The sequence below is a fragment of the Kluyvera sp. CHPC 1.251 genome (assembly GCF_036759945.1).
Lineage (GTDB): Bacteria > Pseudomonadota > Gammaproteobacteria > Enterobacterales > Enterobacteriaceae > Kluyvera > Kluyvera sichuanensis.
Genome location: NZ_JAPKIC010000007.1, coordinates 12906 through 39720 on the forward strand (window position 1 = coordinate 12906; position 26815 = coordinate 39720).

Below are 26815 nucleotides of genomic sequence, written 5' to 3' on the forward strand. Positions count from 1 at the left end.
GGTGGGAGCACTACAATACCCGCTTTAGCCATTGTTGAAATCAAGCTAAAATGACAGATTATCGCTGAATTCGGACAAAATAATGCTGGGACTCGGATTAGGCGGCTATCACCCGGATAGCCATCAGGATGCCGCCGTGGCGTTTGGGATTCAAGTGGCGCAAGAGGAGCAGTACATTCCGCTGCATCAGCACCGTAAAGGCCAGCTGATCCTCGCGCTGCACGGCGCTATTACCTGTGAAGTGGAAAACGCCTTATGGATGGTGCCGCCGCAGTTTGCGGTGTGGGTTCCCGGCGAAGTGCCGCACAGCAATCGCGCCACGCCGCAGGCTGAACTGTGCTTTTTGTTTATTGAACCTGGCGCAGCGCAGATGCCGGCGCACTGCTGCACGCTGAAAATATCGCCGTTGGTGCGTGAGCTGATTCTGTCACTGGCGCAACGGGATGAAGCACAACGCCAGCAGCTGGAGACGCAGCGGTTGATTCAGGTGCTGTTCGATGAGCTACCACAGCAGCCGGAACAGCAGTTACAGCTGCCGGTTTCTACGCACCCCAAAATTCGGCTGATGGTTGAGACCATGGAAGCAGAGCCTGACCGGTGGCAGACGCTGGCACAATGGGCCCAGCACTTTGCCATGAGCGAGCGTAACCTCGCCCGGCTGGTGGTGAAAGAGACCGGGTTGAATTTCCGTCGCTGGCGTCATCAGTTGCAGTTGATCCTTGCGCTGCAAATGCTGGTGCGCGGCCTGAACGTCCAGCAGGTGGCGCTATCGCTGGGCTATGACTCCACCACGGCGTTTATCACCATGTTCCGTAAAGGGCTTGGGCAGACGCCGGGGCGCTATCTGGCGGCGCTGACTACGACTTCCCAATAAGCAGCGACACCAGGCCCGCAGCAATCAGCGGCCCCACCGGCACGCCGCGAAACAGCGCCACGCCTAGCACGGTGCCAACCAATAGTCCGGCCACCAGATGCGGCTGAGTACCCATCAGCGTCACGCCGCGTCCACCGAGCCACGAGACAAATACGCCGACGCCGATGGCAACCAGCGATTTCCAGTTGGCGAAAGAGTGAATCAACGTCGAGGCGGGCAGCGTGCCGCTGGCGATAGGGGCCATCACGCTGATGGTCAGAATGATAATCCCGATGCTAAGTCCTTGTTTTTCGACCCAAGGAAAGAAGGTGCTGAGCGGGGTGACGCGAAGAATAATCAGAACCAGGATTGAGACGGCGACGGTGGTGTTGTGACTAATAAAGCCCAGCGCCGCCAGACCCAGAAGGATCAGTAGGGTGGTATCGATCATAAAACGGTAATCCTTGCCAGAAAGCGAAAAAGAGAGTGCATTATCGTCGCCCGGCGTCGCGGCGCTCGGCCGGGCTACTTGTTAGTCACTCTACTGTACGCAAGAAGCGGGGCGTAGACAGGTCTTTTTCAATCTTTATCGAGGATTTCAGGCATTTGCCTGATTATTTAACCAATACCGTCATTAATGGGCTGCCTTCACGAATAAACAGCGGAATCGTCTCTAGCCCGGCAGCGACGGTGATTCGTTGCCCGCCCTGATAGCGTTCTCCGTCGAGCCCGACCCACGCGTGACCACTTGGTAACCAGACATCGCGCTGACGCTGCCCGGCATGCATCACCGGAGCAACCAGCAGATCCTCACCGAACAGATACTGATCTTCTGTCTGCCAGCTTTGCTCGTCGTCCGGGTAGTGCCAGAACAGCGGGCGCATCAGCGGGTCACCGTGGCGGTGCGCATTATCATAAAGTGCATCAATGTACGGGCGCAGGCTTTCTCGTACCCCGAGCCAGTGTTGCATAATGGCGAAATTCTCTTCGCCGTAGCTCCACAGTTCGTTTGGCGAGCCGCTGTCACACTGAGGAATACCGTGACGGTAGCTTTCCGGCGGCTGTACGCGTGGTTCACGGTAGCCGTGCATACGCAGTACCGGGCAGAACACTGCCCACTGGAACCAGCGGATTAGCAGTTCGTGGAACGCCGGGTCGTGAATGTTGCCGCCCTGGAAGCCGCCAATATCCGTCGTCCACCACGGTATGCCTGCGAGCCCCATATTCAGCCCGGCAGCCAGTTGGTTACGGAAGGCATGGAAAGAGGAGTGGACGTCGCCGGACCACGCCAGTACGCCATAGCGCTGGCTACCGGCCCAGCTGCAGCGCACCAGGTTGACGATATCGCGCTCGCCCGCCTCGTGGAGCCCGTCGTAGAATCCCTGGGCAAAATCGCGCGGATAGCGGTTGCCGACTTCCAGCACCGGGCCGGCATGGTAGCGATAGTTATCAAAATCGTAGGCGCGGTATTCAGGCTCCGCTTCATCCAGCCAGAACAATTTAATCCCGAGGTCGTAGTAGTTTTTCTTTACCGTCTCCCAGACAAACTGCCGCGCCTGCGGATGAGTCGCGTCAAAGAAAGTGGTGTTGCCCATAAAGTCGAGATTGACCTGCACGCCGCGATCGCTGGTCACCAGCCAGCCTTTGGCTTTCATATGCGGGAACAGCGGGCTGCGGGCTTCTACCGTTGGCCAGACGGAAACCATCAGCTTAATACCGAGCGATTCCAGTTCCTCAACCATTGCGCGTGGATCCGGCCAGTCAACCGGGTCAAAGCACCAGGTACCCTGGTTTGGCCAATGGAAGAAGTCGATGACCATCACCGATAGCGGCAGGCTACGGCGGCGGTATTCACGAGCCACCTCCAGTACCTCTTGCTGGTTACGGTAGCGCAGCTTGCACTGCCACAGGCCGCTGATAAAGCCCGGCGCCGGTGGGGGCGTTCCGGTGGCTCGAGCATATTGACGGGTGACCTGCGCGACGGTATCACCGGCGGTTATCCAGTAGTCCATCTCTTCGGTGACGCGCGCCGTCCACCAGGTATGGTTTTTCGCCAGCGTCGCTTCACCAATCGCTGGGTTGTTCCACAGCAGGCCGTAACCGAGGCTGGATTGTAAAAACGGCACGCTGGCCTGTGAGTTACGCTGAGCAAGCTCCAGCGAGCAGCCTTTCAGATCCAGCCACGGCTGCTGATACTGGCCCATTCCGTAAAGACGTTCGCCCTCCCGGGACTCGAAACGCACGGTCAACTGATACTTGCCGCCGGGTAGCGGCTTGAATTCGCGCCCATCAAGCTTCAGGGCGCTGACGTATTTATCCTGACTCTTTTCACTGGCACCAATGCCCACCGTTGAGCGCTGACGCCACATCTCTTCGAGCAACAGTTCGCCGTGCTGATTATAAAATGCCAGCTGACCTTTGAGGTTTAGCACCGCGCGGATGTTGCCGTGGGTGAGGGTCAGCGTTTCCGCATCCTGCTGAATAATGGGCTGGCCGTTATCCTGCGGCAGCAGGGCATGCAGCGCCTCGCTGAAGGCCGAAGCGCAGGTGGCGCGCACGCGAAGGCTGTGTTCCCCCCACGGCTCTACGCGCAGTATCTGCCGTTCAAAGCGCCACTCGATAGCGTTCGCGTACTGAAGTAATTCGCTCATGGTTGACTCATCCTTTAACAAGAGATTGGGTTTTCGCGAGATTGATTTCCTGCATGGTGTGATCGTCCAACTTGTACCAGCGCAGGGTGATGAACGCGCCTAGCGACAGCAGGCCCGGAACCACGGTAAAGAGGGCGACAATGCAGTGCATCGCCAGCGGCGTTTGCTCCGGCGCGTTGGCGACGTAGCCGCTAAAACCAAGCGTCCAGCCGACAATAGCGCCGCTGAGTGCCATACCCAGCTTGAGCACGGCGAGGAAAGTCGAGAAGATAATGCCGTCCATACGTTTGCCCTGACGCCATTCACCGTAGTCGGCGACGTCGGCCATCATCACCCACATCAGGGTGGTGGTGGATTGATAAAGGGTGGAAACGATGAACGTCAGGGGCACCAACACGAAGATGGATTTTGGTGCGAAGAACAGTCCGATGCTCAGCACCCCGGCGAGCACCGCGCAGTAGCCGAACATCTGTACTTTGTTGGCGTTGCGGGTCAGACGTTTGGCCAGCAGGCTGCCGGCGGCTTTACCGATGATGTGCGCGGCCAGCATCCACATGAAGTAAGCCGCGCTGCCAAGGTAGTAGGTGACGAAGTACATCATCGCGCCAAGGCGAATGACGCCGAAGCCAATGTTGGTGATAACCAATACGGCAACGACGCGCCACTGATCGTTACGCAGCAGATCGCGCAGTTCGGCGAGATAGTTGTTGTGAGTAGCCGGAGCCTTAATGCGCTCGCGGGTATTGGCAAAACAGATCCAGAACATCACCACGGCGACGCAGGCCATAATCGCCATCGCCGAGCGGTAACCCATCAGTTTGTCATCACCACCCAGATACTCGGCCAGCGGCATCATAAAGAAGGTCGACATCGCGCCGCCAAGGGTGGCCAGGAAAAAGCGCCAGGATTGCAGGGAGATGCGCTCATCGTTGTCTGGCGTGATGACCGCGCCCATCGAGCAGTAGGGGATATTGATGGCGGTGTACATCAGCATCATGAAGGTATAGCTGACGCTGGCGAAAATCATCTTACCGGACATATTCAGCGACTGCGGTACGGCATAGGTCAGCAGACAGCTCACCCCGAAAGGCAGCGCCAGCCAGAGCATCCAGGGGCGGAATTTGCCCCAGCGGGAGCGCGTGCGGTCGGCCATATAGCCCATCGCCGGGTCGATAATCGCATCGGCGGTACGGGCCAGTAAAAACATGGTGCCCACGAAGGCAGCGGGAAGGCCGACTACATCGGTATAGTAGAAGGTTAAGAATATTATGACGTTATCCAGACCGATATGACTGGCCATATCGCCTAATCCATAGCTGATTTTTTCTTTACGGGTAACTTTTGTGTTCATCGTATCACCTGGTGTCGTTACAGCACGATAGTGGGGAAAGACGCCATATAGTGTGGATGAAGGGGGAAGGTTAACAATTGCGATATTCCGTATTACGCTTACGTAAACTGCTTTGCGTGATACCGGTAACAAAAATGGTGAAACGTGGTTAGTTAAGGGCAAGAAGAATATAGGCCGGATAAGCGAAGCGCCACCCATTGCCGGATGGCGCTTCGCTTATCCGGCCTACAGAATGAGAAGCGCAAGGGGGCGTCAGGACTGGCGGCGGAAGGCAATCAGCTCCGGCTGGGCAATGCGCAGGTAATCTTGGGTATTGAGGATCACCGATTTTTCGAGGCTACCGGCGTTAAAGGCGATCTCTTCAAAGCGGTCAAACAGCAGCGGGTCGGCGATAAGACGCAAAGCGGGATGGAAGCTGAACGGCGGGATGGCGCCAAACACGCAGGCGGTGAGGGCATCCACTTCTGCTGGGCTTGCCAGCGACGCTTTCAGGCCGCCAATGTGCTGCGCCAGCTGTGCGAGGTCGGCCTGCTGGTCAGCAGCGAGGATCGCCAGCACGTGCTGGTTCATGCCGTTGCCTTTCACTTTGCACACCAACGCTTTTGCCCCCTGACCTAATGCGGTGCCGCGAATTTCAGACACGGCCTCACATTTACCGACCGCCTCGTGCGCCATGATGCGGTAGCGGGCCTGGTGGCGGTCGAGCAGGTTTAGCAGTCGTTGGTGAATATCGGCTGCGACGGGTTCAATCATGGTGTTCTCTCCTGTGTTCCGCCGAAGGCGTGCGGTTACGCTGTTTTTTATGCTGATAGAGGCGCTGGTCGGCGATTTTCATCGCCTGTTCAAGATTATCCCCCAGACGCATTTTATAGGCGCCCCAGGAGAAGCTGACGCGGTTTTCGGTATCGATAATCACCAGCTGCTCCTGAATTCTGTCGGTAATCACCTTCGCTTCGGCCTCTTCGTAGTCGATGAGGATAATACAAAATTCGTCGCCGCCAAGCCGAACGCCATAATCACTTTTACGGATGGTAGCGGAGATAGCCTGGGCCAGCATGATGATCGCACGGTCGCCTTCATCATGACCCCAGGTATCGTTAATCTGCTTCAGCTTGTCGCAGTCGAGGGCGATGACCACAATCCCTACGCCCTGTTCCGTCAGGCGCTGCAGGCGCATGCTCTGCACCGGCGAGAGGATTTTCCGGTTGTATAGCCCGGTGAGGGAATCGCTGATGTTCTCTTTGCTGACCGTCCGGTAGAGACGGAAATGGGTGCGGACCAGCTGCAATAATGCGGCGGTAGAGGCCAGATAAAACAGGAACAGTTTCCACGAACTTAACAGGAAGTACATCACGTCCAGCGACAGCTCTACGCGCATGTTTTCCGCCAGCGGCCGGGTGTAATTCACGTAGCTCAGCAGGTGAGAGGCGCTGCGATGGATAACAATATGGGCGTCGTTGTCGGAATCAATAATGGCGATATCCAGATAGCGCCAGAAATGAGGGCGGTCGCGGGTATAGAGAATATCGTGCAGATCCTGATGTGACAGGTCGACCATCACGATCCCCTGCAGGTTTTCATGATGATAAAGTGGTGTTAAAAACGTTAAAATATTCTTATGAGTGAAGGTATCAATATAGATACTCGACACCACCGTACGCCCAAGGAATAAGTTTTCGAGGCTGGCTGGTGATATTCCCAGTCGGTTACCGTAGAGAAAATTCCAGCTGGTTAATGTCGGGTCGTTAATAGTGACTTGTGAATTGAAATAGATATATTGATTCACGATATCAATATAATAACGAAACCGTTTTTGCTGTCCTTCTTCATCGGGCAGCATCGGTTTCCAGACTTCATTATTCTCAATAGCGGCGTCAAACGCCTCTAAGGCCGGGAGGCTCTTCACCCATGTATCACAGGGCGTTTTTCCGGCGGTGAGCGATCCTTCCAGCAGCGAGTAGCTTTCACCGTCAATGTTCAGGCCGTTCACTTCGCCACGATGCTGCACGCTGGCGCAGGCCCGTGCGGCGGCCTCAGGGGTAGGCCATTCATCCAGCTTCTGTGCGAACTGCGATATGATCAGCTGGTTTTGATACTTCTCATAGAGAAAGGCCGACTCTCCTTTATCGACGATATATCGCATATATTCGGACATATCCCGATGACTGGCGATTAATTCATAAATCAGGAAGGAGGAGGTCAAAATGACAACGCCTGATGAAATGACAAATCGCAGTATTTTATTCTGCAGTTTCATGGTGAAATTAAATGTTCTTCCGTGTCAGCCGGAATTTTAACATGGGAGTCTCGCTATCTCTAGCGATGCATTAGCGATAGAAATGTTTTGCAAAGATCAAGAAGGGGCTGTCTCCGAAGAGACAGCCGAATAACGTTATTTTTCACTGCCTTGTTTATGGAACAGTTCGCGGAATACCGGGTAGATATCCTCCTGATCGCGAATATGCTGAATGGCAAAGTTATCAAACGTCTGCTGCAGATGCTCATATTCGCGCCACAGCGTCTGATGCGCCCGCCGGGTGATTTCGATATAGCTGTAGTAACGCACCACCGGCAGGATTTTCTTCGCCAGAATCTCATGGCACAGCGGGGAGTCGTCTGCCCAGTTATCGCCATCCGATGCCTGCGCGGCGTAGATGTTCCACTGCGCCGGGTCGTAGCGGGCTTTCACCACTTCATCCATCAGCTTCAATGCGCTCGAGACGATAGTGCCGCCGGTCTCCTGCGAGTAGAAGAACTCATGCTCGTCCACCTCTTTGGCCTGAGTATGGTGGCGAATATAGACCACCTCGACGTTTTTATAGGTCCGGCTCAGGAACAGATAAAGCAGGATGTAAAAGCGTTTGGCCATATCTTTGGTGGATTGGTCCATCGAACCGGAAACGTCCATCAGGCAGAACATCACCGCCTGGCTGGAAGGCTCAGGGCGTTTTTCGTAGTTCTTGTAGCGCAGGTCGAAGGTGTCGATAAACGGCACACGGTCTATTTTAGCCCGCAGCTCGGCAATCTCTTTACGTAAACGCTCTTCCTCCAGCAACTGCACCGGTTCGCTTTTGGCGACCTCATCCAGCGTGGCTTCCAGCGCGTGCAGCTCGCGACGTTTACCTGCTGTCATTGCCGTGCGGCGGGCAAGGGAGTTTTGCAGCGAACGAACGACGCTGATATTGGCAGGCACACCGTTGGCGGTGAAGCCTGCGCGGTGCGTTTTAAACTCGGTTAACTGACGTTGCTGATTACGCTTGAGATTCGGCAGCGCCAGATCTTCAAACAGCAGGTCCAGATACTCATCTTTGGAGATCTGGAACACGAACTCATCCTGACCCTCACCGTCGGCGCTGGCCTGGCCCTGACCGCTACCGCCACCGCCGCCGCCGCCCTGTGGTCGTTCGATACGATCGTTTTGTACGAAGTGGTCGTTACCGGGATGAACCCGATGCCGCAACCCGCCGCGTCCCTGATGGAACATCGGCTCGCTAATATCATCCGTCGGAATGGAGACAGATTCACCGCTGTCGATATCGGTCACCGAACGTTTGTTGATGGCCTCGGAGATCGACTGTTTTATTTGCGCTTTATAACGGCGCAAGAAGCGCTGGCGGTTAACCGCACTCTTGTTTTTGCCGTTCAGACGCCGGTCAATGAACCAGGTCATAGCCCCTCCTGAACTGCTTTTTGCCAACTTACTGCGCCTGTAAGTGCCGGGTGGCCCGGCCTACGGGACATTGTTGTAGACCCGGTAGCGCGAACGCTACCGGGTACAGCGTGGTTATGACGATTTACGCACGCGCAGATACCATTCACATAACAGGCGAACCTGCTTACGCGTATAGCCTTTTTCCATCATCCGATCGACAAAATCGTCGTGCTTTTTCTGCTCATCGGTTGAGGTTTTCGCGTTAAACGAAATCACCGGCAGCAGCTCTTCGGTATTGGAGAACATTTTCTTCTCAATAACCGTGCGCAGCTTCTCGTAGCTTGTCCAGTTCGGGTTACGGCCGCTGTTGTTGGCGCGGGCGCGCAGCACAAAGTTGACTATCTCGTTACGGAAGTCTTTCGGGTTGCTGATCCCGGCAGGCTTCTCAATTTTCTCCAGTTCAGCGTTCAGCGATTCACGGTCGAACAGCTGTCCGGTATCCGGGTCGCGGTACTCCTGATCCTGAATCCAGAAGTCGGCGTAGGTGACATAACGGTCGAAAATGTTCTGCCCGTATTCCGAGTAGGATTCGAGGTACGCGGTCTGGATCTCTTTGCCGATAAACTCGGCGTATTTCGGGATCAGATAGCCTTTCAGGAACTCCAGGTAGCGCTCTGACTGCTCCTGTGGGAACTGCTCACGTTCGATCTGCTGCTCCAGCACGTAGAACAGATGTACCGGGTTTGCCGCCACTTCGGCGTGGTCGAAGTTGAACACGCGAGACAGGATCTTAAAGGCGAAACGGGTCGAGAGACCGTTCATCCCTTCGTCCACGCCCGCATAGTCGCGATACTCCTGGTAGGACTTCGCTTTCGGGTCGGTATCTTTCAGGCTCTCCCCGTCGTACACGCGCATTTTCGAGTAAATGCTGGAGTTTTCCGGTTCTTTCAGACGTGAAAGAATCGAGAAGCGTGACAGGGTTTCCAGCGTGCCCGGTGCGCAAGGCGCGTGGGTCAGTTCACTGTTGTTAAGCAGTTTTTCGTAAATCTTGATCTCTTCGGAAATGCGTAAGCAGTAAGGCACCTTGACGATGTACACACGGTCGAGGAACGCCTCGTTGTTTTTGTTATTACGGAAGGTGACCCACTCAGATTCGTTCGAGTGCGCCAGGATAATACCGTTAAAGGGCAGGGCAGAGATCCCTTCGGTCCCGTTGTAGTTACCTTCCTGGGTGGCCGTCAGCAATGGATGCAGCACCTTGATGGGGGCTTTAAACATCTCGACGAATTCCATAATCCCCTGGTTGGCGCGGCACAGCGCGCCGGAATAGCCGTAGGCATCCGGGTCGTTCTGCGCGTAGTGTTCCAGCTTACGGATATCAACTTTACCGACCAGCGCGGAGATATCCTGGTTGTTTTCATCGCCCGGTTCGGTTTTGGCAATCGCAATCTGTTCAAGGATCGACGGCCAGACTTTTACCACGCGGAATTTGGTGATATCGCCGCCGAATTCGTGCAGGCGCTTCGCGGCCCACGGCGACATAATGGTGCCCAAATAGCGGGTTGGCACGCCGTACTCTTTTTCCAGAATTTGCGCGTCTTCCTGCGGGTTAAACAGGCACAGAGGGTGATCGTTAACCGGGCTGCGCTCGCCGTTGGCGCTCAGCACGTAAATAGGTACGCGCTGCATCAGCGCTTTAAGACGCTCTGCCAGCGAGGATTTACCACCGCCGACCGGGCCCAATAAGTAGAGGATTTGTTTCTTTTCTTCCAGTCCCTGGGCGGCATGTTTCAAATAGGAGACGATCTGTTCAATCGCTTCTTCCATGCCGTAGAATTCTTCGAACGCCGGGTAGCGCCCGATGACTCGGTTCGAAAAGAGACGGGAAAGCCGCGGTTCCTGGGCAGTATCAACCATTACGGGCTCGCCGATAGCGGTCAATAGCCGTTCTGCTGCGTTAGCATAGGCACTGCGATCTTGCCGACAAATGGTAAGAAACTCCTGCAGTGTGAACTCTTCGTCCTTGGCAGCTTCATAGCGCTGGCGATAGTGATCGAATATATTCATGGCATGCCGTCCTTTCGTTTTTTTAGCACAGGTTAAGAGCCGTTGGTATGAATAATGGGGGCTCCCGGAAGAGGTAAGCCGAACGACGCTCACTCCTTATCCAGCAACCCGTGTGCCAGGTTGTCGGACGATTAACGGTAACGTGCGCTGCGATTACACCTTCTAAAATTAAGCGTAGATGGCATTTGCAAAACTTGCATGGCGAGAAAAACGATTTTCAATGACATATCAATAACTCATCAAAAAATACGGGCATTAATTCTTTTACTATTTTTTACGCTTTCATAGTGCTGTCACGTATTTGCAAGCGTGCTGCCATCATTGGGCGAGATAATGATGAGTCATCTTCTGATATTACAGGTAAAAAATTTGTCGTCAGACAGTGTGAAAGGTAAACTTCAGTCCGCTGAAATGTTGAAAAAAGGAATGACAGATTGTGAATCGAATCAAACTTCTAGCTTTAGGGGTCCTGATTGCCACTTCTGCTACCGCAGTACAGGCGGAAAGTAAGCTGACTCTGGGTGCGGGTGTCGGGATTGTTGAGCATCCATATAAGCAGTACGACCATGATGTGTACCCTGTACCAGTTATCAGCTATGAAGGGGATAACTTCTGGTTCCACGGTCTGGGCGGCGGCTACTACCTGTGGAACGACGGTACTGACCAACTCTCCGTGATGGGCTACTGGTCTCCGATGTACTTCAAGCCAGGCGATAGCGACAATAGTCAACTGCGTCGACTGGATAAACGTAAATCTACCGTAATGGCGGGCGTTTCCTGGATGCACCACACGCAGTATGGTTCTCTGCGTACCGCGCTTTCTGGTGACATTCTGGATAACAGTAACGGCATTGTGTGGGATACCGCATGGGTTTATCGCTACACCAACGGCGGCCTGACCTTAACGCCGGGTATCGGTGTTGAGTGGAACAGCGAAAATCAGAACCAGTACTACTACGGCGTTTCTCATCATGAAGCGGCGAAAAGCGGCCTGAGAAGCTACGACCCAAGCAACAGCTGGAGCCCATATCTGGAGCTGACGGCGAACTATCGCTTCGCTGGTAGCTGGAGCGTTTACGGTACCGCGCGCTATACACGTCTGTCTGATGAGGTTACCGACAGCCCGATGGTGGACAAGAGCTGGACCGGGTTACTTTCTACAGGTGTCACCTACACCTTCTAAATTATCCCAAATTTCAGGGTGATGAACCCCAACGCATTACGCGTCGGGGTTGCACTACTCAAGGGCCTCATCGTGGTGCGCTGCACCGTGGTGGGGCTTTTTTATTTAAAGGCGTATTTTACCCCCATCATAATCGACGCATCGCTATAGCTGTGGTCACCCACCTGAACGGCGGTACCGCCCCACAGATTCAGCGACGGGGTGATCTGCCCCTGCACGCCGAGTTTCAGCTGCGCAATGTTGGTCGCGCCTTCCTGATGAATCGACGTATTGCCCATGCGGATTTCGGCAAAATGGGTGTTGTGCAGCCAGTCGGCCTCTACGTACGGCTTGAACTCACGTCCCTTGTCGTCGTCCTCGGTACGATGACCGCGTAAATAGAGGCGCATCCCCAGACGAGACTGCAGGTTGCCTTTGCTATTGTCCTTAACCTGCGTACCGTTTGCTTCGGTATGGTCCGGACTTTTTACCCCCATCCACGTGAGCTGGGCCTGCGGTTCAAGATAGATTGCCTGGCGTGGCTGTTCTCGCAGCAGCATGTTATAGCCCGTTTCCACCGAGGCGGTGAAGCCGCGACTGTTATAGGTTTCACGCTGCAATTCGTCGCCATTGACCCGGTTAGTAAACCAGTTGTAGTTCACCCAGCTATCGAGATACAGGCCCTGTCGGCTGACCGCGTTCTGATACCAGGTGCTGTACGCACCCACGCTATAACCTGCCATATGGCTGCGAGAACGGTAGCCGGTCAGGGAGGATGACGATAAGCCGGAGGCGTTGCCGTAACCGGCCATCAGTCCCGCGCCCCAGCGATCGTTGCCGTTGTGGCTGCCGTGCCAGAACTCGTTACCCATCTGAGCCACATAACGGTTGGCGCGAGAGCGAATCTGCCCGCCTGCCGCGCGTGAACGGTTCTGCCCGCCTTCCTGACGCAGCCAGAAGGTGCTTGCCAGGGCAGAGCGCTGCGCGTCCTGTGGCGTGTACTCCGTGGCCCCTTCACGATCGTCCAGCGCCAGGCTGAAGAGGGTATTGGCGGCTGCCAGGTTGACCAGATAACTCCCGGCCTCCGGGCGATACTGCGGCGTTACCGGACTGGTGTTGATTGAGGTCAGATACCAGTTCTGACCTTTTTGCACCAGGCTGTAATCCCACGGGCCAGCCACCACACGGTTCGCCTGGACGAAAGCATTGGCAGCGGATTGTCCGCCAACGCTGATGACCTCAATCCCCTGATTGGTCTGTGCGCCGAGACCACCCACGTTATTGACCGTCACGCGCGTGGTACCGGAGGTATCGCCTGCGATGCTGAGATGATCGGTTTGCGAAGCATCATCGCCCAGCACGGTATTGAGATTCAGCGTGCTATCGCTGCCGCCGCGATAATTACCGCTGACATCCAGCTTGTTGCCCGCATGCAGCAAGCTGCGTGATAGCGTGACGCTGCCACTGTTGCTGAGGTCACCGTTAACCGTAAAGGTTGCGTCGGCGTCATCGCTCTCGGTGGGCGAACCCACGGTCAGTGAACTGCCACCCTCAAGTGTTGTGCTGCCAACGCTGCCGATGCCGGAGAGGGCGGTAGCGCTTTGCGCCGTTACCGTACTTTGGAGTGAACCAATAACATCCATACTGCCTTCGGCAAGCGTGGTTTCACCGTCAAAGGTGCTGTCACCGGTAAGCGTCAGGGCACCAGAACCTTGTTTGGTGAAGTTCCCGCTGCCGGTGATACCTTGCTCTATGGTGGAGTGGTAACCCTGGGTATCCAGCGTACCGCCAGCGCTACCGATAGCGATCGGGCGTGAAGCATCCAGTGAGACGTTGTCGAGCAACTGGAGCGTACCGCCGTCGAAGGTCAGCGCGCTTCCGGCCTGACCGAGGCTATCGGCTTTGGCAACCTGTAATACGCCGCCTTTCAGCGTCCAGGGCGTGACAGAATCAGTACTGTTTTTCAAAAGCCAGGTGCTGCCATCCTCTTTGCTGAAATGGTCGAAGCCCTGATACTGGGCGCTGTCACCAATACTCGCGGCATCAAACTCTGCGTCACGTTCGCCGCCAAGGATCAGCGTATCATCGCCGTTACCTGCGCTCACGTCGCCCACCACGTTGTAGCCCGCGTGCAGGGCCAGCGAGTTGGTGCCGGAGGTAAACATCACGGCCTGAGAGCGGGTGGTGCCGTCCTGGCTCATTCCGCCCTGAAGCGTACCGCTGTTGATAATGGTCATATCGCTGCCGTATACGCCGATGCCGCCTGCACCCGTACTGCCGGTGGCAGTACCCGCATTGCCGCCGCTACCACCGGAAATGGTGCCGCGGTTATCAAGCGTGCCGCCACCCGTTTCGATATGTACGCCGTCACCGCCGCTGCCGCCGTCAGCCTGGCCACCGCCGCCGCCGCGATTCCCGGTCCCGCCGATAATCGTGCCGTCGTTGGCTACCGTGCCACCTGCACCAATCAGTACGCCGTTACCGCCTTTACCGCCGACGCCGCCGTTGCCGACGCTACCGCCCCCACCGGTACCACCCATGCCGCCGTGGACCGTGGCGCTGCCTGCGTTAGTCACGGTACCCTGGCCGTGAATGGCCAGACCGTTGCCGCCCTGACCGCCGGTTCCGCCGTCGGCGTTGGTACCGTTTGCGTTGGCCCCCGCGCCGCCATCGCCGCCGGTGAACTCTCCTTTGTTAAGCACATCGCCCGCGCCGGTAATATTCACGGCGGTACCGCCAACGCCGCCGACGCCACCGCCGCCCGCAGAGTCATCGCCGCCTTTGCCGCCCAGGACTTTCCCTGACGTTTCGTTAGTCACGTTACCTTGCTGGGTGATATCAATCCCGGTGCCGCCAATGCCGGAGTCGCCGCCGCGGGAGGTTGTCAGGTTGCCGCTGCCGCCGCCACGGTTGCCCGCGCCGCCTATCACGTTACCGAAGTTAGAGACCGTACCGCCGTTTTCCAGCGCGATACCGATGCCGCCGTTACCGCCGTCACCGCCATCGCCGCCGCTGAGATTCAGGCCGCTGCTGTTGGAGTTACCGCCGCCGCCGGTCCCGGCATAGCCGCCGATCACCTCGCCACCCACCTGGTTGGTGATGGTACCGCTGTTGACCACGGTGATCCCACTGCCGCCGTTGCCGCCGATGGCGCCATAGCCGACAACGCCGCTACCCTGACCGGCCTCAACCGCGCCGCCGTTGCCGCCATTGCCACCGATACCGCCTGTAATCTTGCCGTTATTGGTGATGGAGCTGGTATCGCTGAGCCATACGCCGTTACCGCCGCTGGCGGCTTTACCGCCCGTACCGCCGACGCCGGTGACCGTGGTGTTCTGCTGGCTGTTAGCGTTGGCCGCCAGACCACCGGTAGCGCCGTTACCGCCGCTGATGGTGCCGCTATTAGTCACGTTGCCGCCCTGGGTTGCGGTAACGCCGTCACCACCTTTACCGCCCGCGCCGCCGCTGCCGGCATGGATAGTGATACCGTTGCTGGTTTTGTCGTTCGCGCTGGCGCTACCGGTATTCCCCCCGGTGCCGCCATTACCGCCGTTTATTGTCCCGCTGTTGTCGTAACTGCCGCTGGTGGTGAGCAGCACGCCGCTCCCTCCGCCACCGCCATCACCGCCGTTGCCGCCGTTGCCCGCATCGGCGACGTCCGTAGTGTTGGAGCCGCCGTTACCGCCGCGTCCACCGTTGCCACCCTGAATGGTGCTGTCGTTTTGTGTCGGTCCAGTGCCGTCCATTACGGCTCCAGCCGCACCGCCGCCACCGCCACCGCCGGCAGCACCCGCACCGCTATTGGCGACGCGGTCAGGTTCCTGGTGAATCCCGCCGTTACCGGCGGCGATCTGACTGCCGCTCAGATTGCCTGTTTCACCGCTTTGCCCGTCACTGCTCGCCTGTCCACGCCCCCCTGAGCCGCCCGCGCCGCCGTGGCCACCGGCACCGGTCACTAAATCCATATCGCCGCCTTGGCCGCCCTGAGCGCTGGCATCAGGCGTTGCGGCACTGCCGTCCGCGCCATCGGCAGCATTCGCCCCGACAGGCGTCAGGGCATAGAGCGCAAGCCCCATGGTGAGAGCCAGGGTGCTACGCCGAAAAGGAAGCGTGTGAAAAACAGGCATGATTATCCTCGACAAAAAACAAAATAACGTTGTTAAGCGCTGCGGGGCTGACGGTGAATCAGACATGCAAACATCGAAATGCCGCACAGTAGATAAGGGAATGAGAGTGAGGTTTATCTGGATGAATATTGTGACTATTTAAGTATTACTAGTGTATTTTTGTTGTGAGGTAAGAATATCACCTAATAATAATCCTATTTCAGGATGTTTCAGTCTGCTTGATCCAGGTAATGTTACCGGTAACTTTATTGGATTAAATAAGTTCGTTGATGTGTGGTAGAAGAAAAGCGCCGGGCAATGTGCTATTGCCCGGCGAGAGATAGGGGGAGGGGATTAGCGTTTAACGACGCGGATGGTCTGGCTCAGACGAGCTGGTTTTTGTTCGGTGGCTTTTTGCGTTGCGCTGGCGCAGGCTGTTTCGACGCAGACGAAGGTTTTGTAACCATCATCCGGCATATCGGCCATGCTGACGGACAGCGCTGGGCCTGGGTTCCAGCCAACGACGTTGACGTGGTGATGGTGGATTACGTCGATGGTACGGTTCAGAGACGTATCGCTGATCACGCTGCATGCTTCCGGGTTCAGATACACGCGGTCGGTACGATCCGGGAAGGTCTGAACGCCGTCGCTCAGTTCGCCAATTTCAGCGTTCTGCACTTTGTCGATATAACGGTCGCCGAGGCCGCTGACTTTCACCGCGTGAATATCGCCAACGTTGAAGTAGGTATGCAGCGCGGTGGTCGTTTCGAACTCACCGTGCGCTTCCAGTTCCATCTCGCAGGTTTTACCCAGCTTGAAGCGAGCGAGCAGGGTGAACTCGTGCGGCCAGTATTGACGGGTTGCCTCGCTGCTTTTCAGTTCGAAGGTCAGCACTACGCCGTTGTCGTCTTCGTTATGGGCTTTCAGTTCCCAGGGCAGGTTACGGGCAAAGCCGTGCGCCGGGAAACCCTGCTGAGCCGCTGGGCCAAACCATGGCCAGCAGATTGGTACGCCGCCGCGCAGCGCCACGCCGTCTTTGAACGGGGTGTTGTTGCTCAGCCACAGTACTTCTTCTTCGCCCGCTGGTTTCCAGGAGAGCAGGTGCGCGCCCTGGAAGGCGAGGGAAGCTTTAACTTTTGGGTGGTCAACAACGATAAGCTCCAGCTCATCAAGCTGGCGGCGGGAGAGGACAGGGGTAAGCTGTTCAATGACCGGGAGAGCGAAAATTGTGTTAATCATGATGCAATCCTTGGTGTTTTAAGATTTTTGGCCATAAAAAAAGGCGACCGAAGTCGCCTTTTTGGATCAGATTCTCATCTCAACTTATTTGGAGATGTGAGCGATCAGGTCCAGTACTTTGTTAGAGTAACCAGTTTCGTTGTCGTACCAGGAAACCAGTTTAACGAAGTTGTCGTTCAGAGCGATACCTGCTTTAGCATCGAATACGGAAGTGCAAACTTCACCGTTGAAATCAGTAGATACAACGTCGTCTTCGGTGTAGCCCAGAACGCCTTTCATTGCGCCTTCGGAAGCAGCTTTGATTGCTTTCTTAATTTCTTCATAAGAAGCAGCTTTTTCCAGACGAACGGTCAGGTCAACTACGGATACGTTAGGGGTTGGAACGCGGAACGCCATACCAGTCAGTTTGCCATTCAGTTCTGGCAGTACTTTACCTACTGCTTTAGCAGCACCGGTAGAGGATGGGATGATGTTCTGAGCTGCGCCGCGGCCGCCGCGCCAGTCTTTGTGAGACGGGCCATCAACGGTTTTCTGAGTAGCGGTGGTCGCGTGAACAGTAGTCATCAGACCTTCGATGATGCCGAAGTTGTCGTTGATAACTTTAGCCAGCGGTGCCAGGCAGTTGGTGGTGCAGGATGCGTTAGAAACGATGTCCTGGCCTTCGTATTTGTCAAAGTTAGCGCCTTTAACAAACATAGGGGTGTTGTCTTTGGAAGGACCAGTCAGAACAACTTTTTTCGCGCCAGCAGCAATGTGCTTACGAGCGGTTTCGTCAGTCAGGAACAGACCAGTTGCTTCAGCAACAACGTCAACGCCTGCTTCGTTCCACTTCAGGTTAGCCGGATCACGCTCAGCGGTAACACGGATTTTTTTACCGTTAACGATCAGATGACCGTCTTTCACTTCAACGGTACCGTTGAAACGGCCGTGAGTGGAGTCATATTTCAGCATGTAAGCCATGTAGTCTGCGTCTAACAGATCGTTGATTGCAACGATCTCGATGTCAGAACGTTCCTGAGCAGCACGGAAAACAATGCGACCGATACGGCCAAAACCGTTGATACCTACTTTGATAGTCATATATTCCACCAGCTATTTGTTAGTGAATAAAAGGTTGCCTGTAAAATTACAAAAACCTTACGCAGCGTCAAGCGGAATCGTGTCAATCATTGCGACAAATCAATCCTCTGCCTAAGCTTTGGTCGACTGACGTGTCTCACTCTTCCTATGAGCTTGAAACCACATGAGGGCGGCGCCGGGGATTTTAAAGGGCGCAGAAGATAAAAATGTGATTCAGGTCACAATTACCCGGCTGCCTTTTCACGCCGATTAAGTTTAGAACAAAAGTTCAGGTTTCATTGTTAATGTTTTGTTAGAATCGTCTGGCTAATGTATTTTTCATAGTGAGATGTGAGCAAAATGGTGAAGAAACCCACCCCAGAAGAACTGAAAAATACCCTCAGTGAAATGCAGTTCTATGTCACCCAGAAACATGGCACAGAACCGCCGTTTACCGGGCGTTTACTGCACAACAAGCGTGATGGGATTTACCATTGCCTGGTGTGTGACGCACCGTTATTTCATTCCCAAAGCAAGTTTGATTCCGGATGCGGCTGGCCGAGTTTTTATGAGCCGGTGAGCGATACGGCCATTCGTTATCTCAATGATTACTCCCACGGCATGCAACGTACTGAAATCCGTTGTGGAAATTGCGACGCGCATCTTGGGCACGTTTTCCCTGACGGTCCGCAACCGACCGGCGAACGTTTTTGCGTCAACTCGGCGTCGCTGAGCTTCACGGATGACGAAAACGGCGATGCCACTAAGGGTTGAAGAAACGATTCAGCAAATTATTCCTGAAAAAAGGAGCGGGGCATGAGTATTGAGCAAATGATCGAGACGATGACGCCGGAAATTTACCAGCGTCTCGCCACGGCGGTGGAGTTGGGAAAATGGCCTGACGGCGTGGCGTTAACCGCAGAACAGAAAGAGAACTGTTTACAGCTGGTGATGCTCTGGCAGTCACGCAACAACGAAGATGCTCAACACATGACCATCGATACCCAGGGCCAGATGGTGATGAAGAGCAAGCAGCAGTTGAAAGAGGACTTCGGCATCGCACCGAAGCCCATCGCTACCTTCAAACAGCATTAAGCCGCTGCCCACGGCTCAATCAGCCGCGCTTTGGCATACCAGAGCGCTTCTCTGACCGCCACGGGCCTGTTCAGCAGGCCCAGCGCGTAGAAGCGGTCAGCGATGGTCTGCTGCGCGCGTATTGCCTGCATATCCATCTCACGGGTCTGATGGCTGCGCCGCGCCAGCGCGCAGGCCAGCGATCCGGTATCCAGCCCCAGCTCACTTGCCAACAGCTGTGCCGCTTCATGACGATGGCGGTCAATAAATTTGCCGGTTTTCACCAGCGCCGCCACGATCCCGGTGATGATCTCTTCGTTATGCTGCGCGTACTGACGTCGGGTGATATAAAACTGATGGTTATTGACCCGCCCTTCGCCGGTCGCCAGCACCCGTAGTGTGCCGCTGCGTTCCGCCGCGCTCAGCACCGGGTCCCACATCATCCACGCGTCTGCCGCCAGGTAGTCGCTGGCGGTTAACGGATACTTTGGCGGCGCGTACACCACCTTCACGTCGTCCAGCCCCAGCCCGGCCTCTTCCAGAATCTGTACCAGCAGCCAGTGCACGTTGGAACCTTTGTTCAGCGCAATGCGTTTGCCTTTAAGCTGCTCCGGCGTGCGGATATCGCTGTCATGCGGCACCACCATTGCGACGCTGCGTGGGGCGGGAGGCTCCCAGGCGACGTACAGCAGGGCGTTGTCCTTCGCCTGCGCGAAAATCGGCGGCGCTTCGCCAGTGGTGCCAAAATCTATCTCATCATTACCCAGTGCCTGCAGTAGCTGCGGGCCCGCGGGATATTCGCTCCACAGCACGTTCACCCCTAAATCAGCAAACGACTGTTCCAGCAGCTGACGAGCTTTCAGCACGCCAAGATTACCAAAGCGCTGGTAGCCAATGCGCAACTCGCGTTCGCGCGGTGCAGGCGGCGGTAGCTCGCCAGGTTTACGCCGCTGCTTAATCACCCCCAGATGTGCCAGCTGCGTACGCAGCGTGTGACGGCTCATGCCGAGCAGTGAGGCTGCCTGGCTCTGGTTGTTGTCGCTTTGACTCATGGCGGTGTGGATCATCGCCCGCAGCATACGATCGTACAGCGCGCCGCTGTGCGTCTGAAGCTGACGGTGCATAAAGGCCGTCAGCTCATCGCTCTCTTCCTGCGCAGGCTGAGGGGATGACGCGGCTGACGTAAGCCGCAGATGCTCCGGCAGTAGCCATAAATCGGGGTTCAGCAATATCGCATTATGCAGCGTGTTTTCCAGCTCGCGGATATTACCCGGCCAGGGATAGTCCAGCATCATTGCCAGCGTTTCCGGGGCAATTTTCTGCTCGGTGTGCCCGAGTCGACGGGCATAGAGCTGGATAAAGTGATCGGCCAGCACCGGGATATCCTGTTTTCGCTGACGCAGCGGCGGCAGGTTAACGGCGGCGATGTTCAGGCGGTAAAAGAGATCTTCGCGGAAGCGCCGCTCCTGAATGGCACGCTGAAGGTCAACGTGTGTCGCAGCAATCACCCGGACGTTGATACGAACGGGCTTATGTGAGCCGACGCGGGTAATTTCCCGCTCCTGAAGTACGCGCAGCAGCTTGACCTGTAGCGCCGGGCTCAGTTCGCCAATTTCATCTAGCAGCAGGGTGCCGCCCTCTGCCGCCTCAAACCAGCCCTGATGGCGGTGCGTCGCGCCGCTGAACGCGCCTTTCTCATGACCGAACAGTTCTGACTCCGCCAGCGACTCGGTTAACGCCCCGCAGTTCACCGCCAGAAACGGCGCGTTGGCGCGCAGGCTATGTCGATGCAGATAGCGCGCCACCACCTCTTTGCCGGTGCCGGTTTCGCCAATGATAAGCACCGTGGCATCGGTTGGTGCAAGCCGGTTGAGTACCTTCTGAAAGGCCTTCGAAGCGGGATCAACCAGCTCCGGGCCTGATGACGTGAGTTCTGCGTTGAGCATGGTGAGTCTCCGGCTAATTCCTGTCTGGACGGTATCTTTTGCGCGCTGAATTTGCCAGAGGGGGGAAGGCAGGATTTGTCGCCATTGCAGCAATTTTTGCCGACGCGGTGTTGCATTTGCAACAGCCTCGTCGTGAAAGAGACTCTTATAACTCTATGAACTAAAAGACTATTTTCTTTTTAAAAAACTGGCATGCATTTCGCTATTCTCTTTATAACTGACTTAAATAACCGCTTCTATAAATACCAAATATAGTTATAAAGGAAATGGATAATGACCGTACAAGCCGCTGAGAGCATCAATATCTTCTGGTTCCTGCCGACCCACGGCGATGGGCGCTATCTGGGCACCACCGAAGGGGGGCGCCCGGTGGATCTTCCCTATCTGCAGCAGGTGGCGCTGGCCGCCGACAGCCTCGGCTACTACGGCGTGCTGATCCCGACCGGTAAAAGCTGTGAGGACTCCTGGCTAGTGGCGGCGGCGCTGGCGCCCATCACCCGAAATTTACGCTATCTGGTCGCCGTTCGCCCTGGATTGCAGCCGCCGACGCTGGCAGCGCGCATGGCGGCCACCCTAGACCGTCTTTCCGAAGGGCGTTTGCTGATAAACGTCGTTACCGGTGGCGATCCGGTGGAAAACAAAGGCGATGGTATCTTCTTGAGCCACAGCGAGCGCTATGAAGTAACCCACGAATTTCTGGAAGTCTACCGCCGCCTGCTGGCTGGGGAAAAAGTGGACTATCACGGTGAGCATATTCAGGTAGAGGGGGCGGAAGTGTTGTTCCCGACGGTGCAGCGCAACGGGCCGCCGCTCTACTTTGGCGGTTCATCGCCGCAAGCCATTGAGGTGGCGGCCGATCATATCGATGCCTATCTCACCTGGGGAGAACCACCGGCGCAGGTGGCGGAAAAGCTGGCTGTGGTGAAAGCACGCGCCGAAGAGAAAGGACGCACGCTGGAGTACGGCATCCGCCTGCACGTGATTGTACGGGAAACGGAAGAGGAGGCCTGGGCCGCCGCCGACAAACTGATTGCGCACCTGGATGATGAGACTATCGCGCAGGCGCAGCAGATTTTCTCTCGTATGGACTCCACCGGCCAGGCGCGGATGAGTGCATTGCATAACGGCAACCGTGACAACCTACGTATTGCACCGAATCTCTGGGCGGGCGTCGGGTTGGTGCGCGGCGGGGCCGGAACCGCGCTGGTGGGCAGCCCACAGCAGGTTGCGGAACGTATCCGCGAATATCAGGCGTTGGGCATCACTAACTTTATTTTCTCTGGCTATCCGCATCTGGAGGAGGCACACCGATTTGCAGAACTGGTGATGCCGCTGCTCCCAACCAGCACTCAGCCGCGCTCATCGAAGGGGCAGCTCAACACCGGGCCGTTTGGTGAAACCATCGGCGGGGCGAAACGCCCTGTTAAACAGGTCAGCGCGAGCTGAAGGGGCGATGCGATGCAGCAACGGATGAGTGAACCCCATGTGGTGATCGTCGGGGGCGGGTTTAGCGGTACGGCAGTTGCTATTCACCTGCTGCGGGAGGCGGCACGACCGCTGCGTATCAGCATCATTGAACCTCGTCGCGCACTGGGACTGGGCGTGGCCTATTCGGCTACCGACCCGGCGCACCGGATTAACGTCCCCGCCGCGCGAATGCAGCTCGCCGGGGATGACGACGGCGCTTTTGATCGCTGGTATCGCCGCCACGGCGACTTTCCACAGGATCCGCAGGCGCAGCTTGCAGACGGCAGCGTCTATCCGCAGCGTGGTGCGTTTGGCCGTTATCTTCAGGCCAGGCTGACGGCTGAAACCCGTGCGCATCGTGGTCGTGTGGTGCATCTACAGGACAGCGCCGTTGGCTGGCAGGACGGTCGGGTGGTGACAGAAAAAGGCGAGCGGCTTCGGCCCGATAGCCTGGTACTGGCGATTAGCCATCCGCCGCCGCAGCTACCGGGTGCCGTCCGCGAGCTGGCGACTCACCCACGGCTGATTGCGAACCCCTGGCAGAGCAGCGCGCTCGAGGCGATCCCCGCCAGTGCACGCGTCGCCATTATGGGCACTGCGCTGAGCATGGGGGACGTAGTGGCCTCGCTGGAGCGGCTTGGACATCAGGGCGAGATCATTGCCTTTTCGCGCCATGGGCTGCTCTCGCGGCCCAATGCGCCCACGAATCTGCCCAAGTGGACGGCGGATTATCTGGGGGGCACGCTGCGCCAGCGGCTGGCGCATATCCGCCGGGATATTCGCCGGGCGGCAGAGCAAAGGCTGCCCTGGCAAGTGGTGCTGGACGCGGTGCGCAGCCAGGGGCAGGCCATCTGGCAGCAGATGAGTGAGGCAGAGAAGCGGCAGTTTTTACGTCACCTGCGGCGGTTCTGGGATGTGCATCGCTACCGCATTGCGCCGCAGGTATCGCAGGCCATTGCCGAGCGCCAGTGTGCGGGGCTGCTGCGCGTACAGGCTGCCCGGTTAAATGCTGTCACGGCGGAAGGTGATGCGCTACGTCTGCAGTTGCAGCCACGTGGCGGTCAGCCTCAGTCCGAAACGGTGGACTATCTGGTGCTGACCACCGGGCCTGCGCATAGCCAGTTGATTAGCAGTCAGCCCTTTTTCCGGGCGCTTGAACAGGCTGGGATGATTCGTGCCGACGCGCTGGGTATGGGCATTGGGGTGGACGCGCAGTCTCAGCCCGAGGGCTGCACATTCCCCATCTGGGTCGCTGGTCCGGCGGCGCGTGGGCGCTTTGGCGAACTGATGGGGCTACCGCAGGTAGCGGATCACGCCCAGCAGGTCGCGCAGTCATTACTGGAACGGCTTGATTGCCGTCAGCCCGTTTTATCGTAACTTTACCAACACTATTTTTGCGCCGGGGCATGACCGGGCGTAAGGGGAAAACGCAATGCCATCACAACGTGAAATTCGTCTGAACGCTTTCGATATGAACTGTGTCGGCCACCAATCTCCGGGGCTGTGGGCCCATCCGCGTGACCGCTCCTGGCAGTATAAGGATCTGGATTATTGGGTCGATCTGGCGCGCCTGCTGGAACGAGGCAAGTTTGACGGCCTGTTTATTGCCGACGTGCTGGGGGTCTACGACGTCTACAACGGCAACGGTGATGCGGCCATTCGCCAGGCGGCGCAGGTGCCGGTGAACGATCCGCTGGCGTTGGTGACGCCAATGGCGCTGGTCACCGAGCATCTGGGTTTTGGCCTGACGGCATCGCTGTCGTTTGAGCACCCGTATCCGTTTGCCCGTCGTCTCTCGACGCTGGATCACCTGACCAAAGGGCGCGTGGGCTGGAACATCGTCACCTCCTATCTGGAGAGCGGGGCGCGCAATATCGGCCAGCAGGCACAGACGGCGCATGATGCCCGTTACGACTACGCCGATGAATATCTGGAGGTTGTCTACAAGCTGCTGGAAGGTAGCTGGGAAGAGGGAGCGATTCTGCGCGACCGCGAGCGACGAATCTTCAGCGACCCGAACAAGATTCACGCGATTAACCACCATGGTAAGTTTTTCGACATACCGGGCTACCATCTGTGCGAACCCTCGCCACAGCGTACGCCGGTGCTTTATCAGGCGGGGGCATCCAGCCGAGGCAAGCAGTTTGCTGCCAGCCACGCCGAGTGCGTCTTTGTCGCCTCGCCGTCGAAAAGTGCGCTGAAGCGGACGGTGGCGGATATTCGCCGTCGCGCTGAAGAGGCCGGGCGCGATCCGCGCAGCATTCTGATCTTCAATATGCAAACGGTGATCGTGGGTGAAACCGACAAAGCGGCGCAGGCCAAGTGGCAGGAGTATAAACACTGGACCAGCTACGAAGGCGCTCTGGCGCTCATTTCCGGCTGGACGGGGATTGATTTTGGCCAGTATCAGCCGGATGAGGTCTTTACCTATGCGAAAACCAACGCGATTCAATCGGTGGTGGATACCTTCTCAACCGCCGATCCGGAGCGCCAGTGGTCGGTGAAAGCGATGGCGGACTGGGTGGGCATTGGCGGCTTTGGCCCGCTGATGGTGGGGAGCGCACAGACGGTGGCGGACGAACTGCAATCGTGGGTGGAAGAGACGGACGTGGACGGTTTTAACCTGGCCTACGCGGTGACCCATGAAACGTTCACCGATGTTGTGGAACTCTTAATTCCAGAGCTGCAAAAACGCGGAGTGTACAAGCAGGCGTATAGCCAGGGCACGCTGCGCGAGAAGCTATTCGGCGGCAGCGCCCGGTTGCAGGCGCCGCATCCGGGAGCCGGTTACCGTATTCATGAACAAAGCGGGATTTTAACGCCGGTCTAACCTGAGTCGGCACCGAACCGCCGCCGGGAATGGCTCGATGTTTGATATGGCACCGAGCCATCCCGGAGTCGGCGAAACGCCTCGTCCGGGCTACCGCTTAGTGTTTGATCCCCAGCGATTCGGCCAGTTGCTTCGCCAACTGGTTGTTGTCATCGGCGCCGTACTCCCAGAACATCGCGCCAGCCAGCCCTTTGCTCTTGATGTACTCGGCCTTGATGCTCACCGAACGCGGGTTCTCATAGGAGAGCGCGAACAGCGGCTTGCCGTCCGTTGACTGCACCGACAGCCACGGCACCTTAGCCTGGTCATCCCAGTGCTCGGTAAAGCGTTTCTGCGGGTCGTTCAGCAGTTTGCTGACAATATCGTTGTACTTCACGTAGGTATCTTTGCTGAGATCTACGCCCAGCGATTTAAACAGGTCTACCTCGTGCGGCCCAAAGTAAGGCTGAGTCACCGGGTTTTTCTGTGCATCCGGCTTGCTCCAGTCAATGCCCGGCTCGACGGTACGTTTTGGCACCCGGCCATAGAAACCGATGCCGAGGTTCATCTGGCTTGGCTTTAGCCCGGCAGCCAGATAGTTATTTACCACGAAGTCGGCGCTGTACTTATCCGCCGCGGCTACCGTCGGCCACTGGGTCGAATCATACAGGTTAGAGTTGAAGTACTGGGTGCCGTACGCCATGTCGTAGGTCATCAGGTTGATGTAATCGAGCAGCGGCGCAATGGCTTTCACGTCCACCCAGCTTTTCGGGCTTTCCGCATTGGCGCCTACGGCAATGGTCACCAGCTTTTTATGACCAAACGCGTCGCGCAGTTCTTTAAGTAACGTCGTGAAGTTATCCCGGTCCGCCGGTTGGCTGGCGACCAGGCCCCACGCGCCGTTGACCGGGTATTCCCAGTCAAGGTCGATACCATCTAAACCATATTTTGCCACCACATCCTGCACCGAGCGGACAAATACCGCCCGAGATTCTGGCGTGGCCGCCGCGCCAGAGAAGCCACGAGCACCCCAGCCGCCGACGGACAGCAGCACTTTCAGATCAGGGTTCTGTTTGCGCAACGTAGGGATTTTTTCTAAATCGGCCTGCACTTTCGGCGAGAGCCAGATTTGGTGCAGTTTGGTTGGGTCTTTTAACGCGTCGTTGGTTTCGTCTTTCTCATCGTTGTAGATAAGGCCAAACGAGTAGTTCAGGTGGGTAATCTGGCGAACGTCGAGCTTATCGATGTCGCCACCAGGCCCAGCCGTCACGTCACCGCCACCGTTGAAGTAGCCGACGGACATCAAGGAATTCGCGGAAACAACCGAGGCGCAGAGCAGGGGTAATGCTGCCAGCAAAGGCAAAAGTTTCATAAACGGT

19 protein-coding genes are annotated in these 26815 nt (G+C 56.7%); 7 read left to right on the forward strand and 12 right to left on the reverse strand.

Features of this window, described 5'->3' with window-relative positions; all coding sequences use genetic code 11:
- The first annotated feature begins 82 nt into the window (after positions 1-82).
- Positions 83-874, forward strand: coding sequence for an AraC family transcriptional regulator (locus V6940_RS14365; protein ID WP_333496316.1), 792 nt, complete (start codon positions 83-85; stop codon positions 872-874).
- On the opposite strand, the gene V6940_RS14370 is transcribed toward V6940_RS14365, so the two are convergent.
- From V6940_RS14370 to yeaG, 7 genes are all read right to left on the reverse strand, one after another.
- Positions 858-1304 (reverse strand): DUF441 domain-containing protein, encoded by a 447-nt coding sequence (locus tag V6940_RS14370; protein WP_333496317.1) that lies wholly within the window; start codon positions 1302-1304, stop codon positions 858-860. The two genes, V6940_RS14365 and V6940_RS14370, sit on opposite strands and share 17 nt — an antisense overlap.
- Positions 1305-1467: 163 nt before the next feature.
- Positions 1468-3504: a glycoside hydrolase family 31 protein gene (locus V6940_RS14375; protein WP_333496318.1), complete on the reverse strand. Its 2037-nt coding sequence runs from the start codon at positions 3502-3504 to the stop codon at positions 1468-1470.
- A 7-nt stretch (positions 3505-3511) separates the two neighbouring features.
- Positions 3512-4855: a glycoside-pentoside-hexuronide (GPH):cation symporter gene (locus V6940_RS14380; protein WP_333496319.1), complete on the reverse strand. Its 1344-nt coding sequence runs from the start codon at positions 4853-4855 to the stop codon at positions 3512-3514.
- Between the two features lie 252 nt (positions 4856-5107).
- The gene (locus V6940_RS14385; protein ID WP_333496320.1) at positions 5108-5608 is read right to left on the reverse strand and encodes a YbaK/prolyl-tRNA synthetase associated domain-containing protein; all 501 of its coding nucleotides are present in this window, start codon (positions 5606-5608) and stop codon (positions 5108-5110) included.
- Positions 5601-7112 (reverse strand): diguanylate cyclase DgcJ, encoded by a 1512-nt coding sequence (gene dgcJ / locus V6940_RS14390; RefSeq protein WP_333496321.1) that lies wholly within the window; start codon positions 7110-7112, stop codon positions 5601-5603. Before dgcJ ends, V6940_RS14385 begins: the two co-directional genes overlap by 8 nt.
- A 135-nt stretch (positions 7113-7247) precedes the next feature.
- Positions 7248-8525 (reverse strand): YeaH/YhbH family protein, encoded by a 1278-nt coding sequence (locus V6940_RS14395; RefSeq protein WP_185665960.1) that lies wholly within the window; start codon positions 8523-8525, stop codon positions 7248-7250.
- Between the two features lie 114 nt (positions 8526-8639).
- Complete coding sequence (gene yeaG, locus V6940_RS14400) at positions 8640-10574, reverse strand: protein kinase YeaG (protein ID WP_333496322.1); 1935 nt, start codon at positions 10572-10574, stop codon at positions 8640-8642.
- 436 nt (positions 10575-11010) lie between these two features.
- Between yeaG and V6940_RS14405 the strand changes: the two genes are divergently transcribed.
- Positions 11011-11757 carry a MipA/OmpV family protein gene (locus tag V6940_RS14405; protein WP_333496323.1) on the forward strand — a complete coding sequence of 249 codons (747 nt, stop codon included), beginning with the start codon at positions 11011-11013 and terminating at the stop codon, positions 11755-11757.
- A gap of 101 nt (positions 11758-11858) precedes the next feature.
- On the opposite strand, the gene V6940_RS14410 is transcribed toward V6940_RS14405, so the two are convergent.
- The 3 genes from V6940_RS14410 to gapA all read right to left on the reverse strand — a co-directional run bounded on the left by V6940_RS14410 (position 11859) and on the right by gapA (position 18161).
- Positions 11859-15863 (reverse strand): autotransporter outer membrane beta-barrel domain-containing protein, encoded by a 4005-nt coding sequence (locus tag V6940_RS14410; RefSeq protein WP_333496324.1) that lies wholly within the window; start codon positions 15861-15863, stop codon positions 11859-11861.
- A gap of 333 nt (positions 15864-16196) precedes the next feature.
- Complete coding sequence (locus tag V6940_RS14415) at positions 16197-17081, reverse strand: D-hexose-6-phosphate mutarotase (protein ID WP_333496325.1); 885 nt, start codon at positions 17079-17081, stop codon at positions 16197-16199.
- Positions 17082-17165: 84 nt separating this feature from the next.
- On the reverse strand, positions 17166-18161 hold the full coding sequence (gene gapA, locus V6940_RS14420; protein ID WP_035894601.1) for a glyceraldehyde-3-phosphate dehydrogenase: 996 nt from the start codon (positions 18159-18161) through the stop codon (positions 17166-17168).
- 339 nt (positions 18162-18500) lie between these two features.
- On the opposite strand from gapA, the gene msrB reads away from it, so the two are divergent.
- Positions 18501-18914 carry a peptide-methionine (R)-S-oxide reductase MsrB gene (msrB, locus tag V6940_RS14425; protein ID WP_220440604.1) on the forward strand — a complete coding sequence of 138 codons (414 nt, stop codon included), beginning with the start codon at positions 18501-18503 and terminating at the stop codon, positions 18912-18914.
- 42 nt (positions 18915-18956) lie between these two features.
- A complete protein-coding gene (locus V6940_RS14430; RefSeq protein WP_333496326.1) occupies positions 18957-19235 on the forward strand; it encodes a YeaC family protein in 279 nt (92 codons plus the stop codon).
- Here V6940_RS14430 and V6940_RS14435 read toward each other — a convergent pair.
- Positions 19232-21160 (reverse strand): sigma-54-dependent Fis family transcriptional regulator, encoded by a 1929-nt coding sequence (locus V6940_RS14435; RefSeq protein WP_333496327.1) that lies wholly within the window; start codon positions 21158-21160, stop codon positions 19232-19234. The genes V6940_RS14430 and V6940_RS14435 overlap by 4 nt on opposite strands.
- Before the next feature lie 273 nt (positions 21161-21433).
- Here V6940_RS14435 and ssuD point away from each other — a divergent pair, with 273 nt between their 5' ends.
- The 3 genes from ssuD to V6940_RS14450 are packed head-to-tail and all read left to right on the forward strand — an operon-like array spanning position 21434 to position 25457.
- Positions 21434-22606: an FMNH2-dependent alkanesulfonate monooxygenase gene (gene ssuD, locus V6940_RS14440; RefSeq protein ID WP_333496328.1), complete on the forward strand. Its 1173-nt coding sequence runs from the start codon at positions 21434-21436 to the stop codon at positions 22604-22606.
- 24 nt (positions 22607-22630) lie between these two features.
- Positions 22631-24004, forward strand: coding sequence for an FAD/NAD(P)-binding protein (locus V6940_RS14445; RefSeq protein ID WP_333496329.1), 1374 nt, complete (start codon positions 22631-22633; stop codon positions 24002-24004).
- Between the two features lie 55 nt (positions 24005-24059).
- Positions 24060-25457, forward strand: a complete 1398-nt coding sequence (locus V6940_RS14450) for an LLM class flavin-dependent oxidoreductase (RefSeq protein WP_333496330.1) — start codon at positions 24060-24062, stop codon at positions 25455-25457.
- Positions 25458-25554: 97 nt separating this feature from the next.
- On the opposite strand, the gene V6940_RS14455 is transcribed toward V6940_RS14450, so the two are convergent.
- Positions 25555-26808 carry a glycoside hydrolase family 18 protein gene (locus V6940_RS14455; RefSeq protein ID WP_333496331.1) on the reverse strand — a complete coding sequence of 418 codons (1254 nt, stop codon included), beginning with the start codon at positions 26806-26808 and terminating at the stop codon, positions 25555-25557.
- Between the last annotated feature and the right edge of the window lie 7 nt (positions 26809-26815).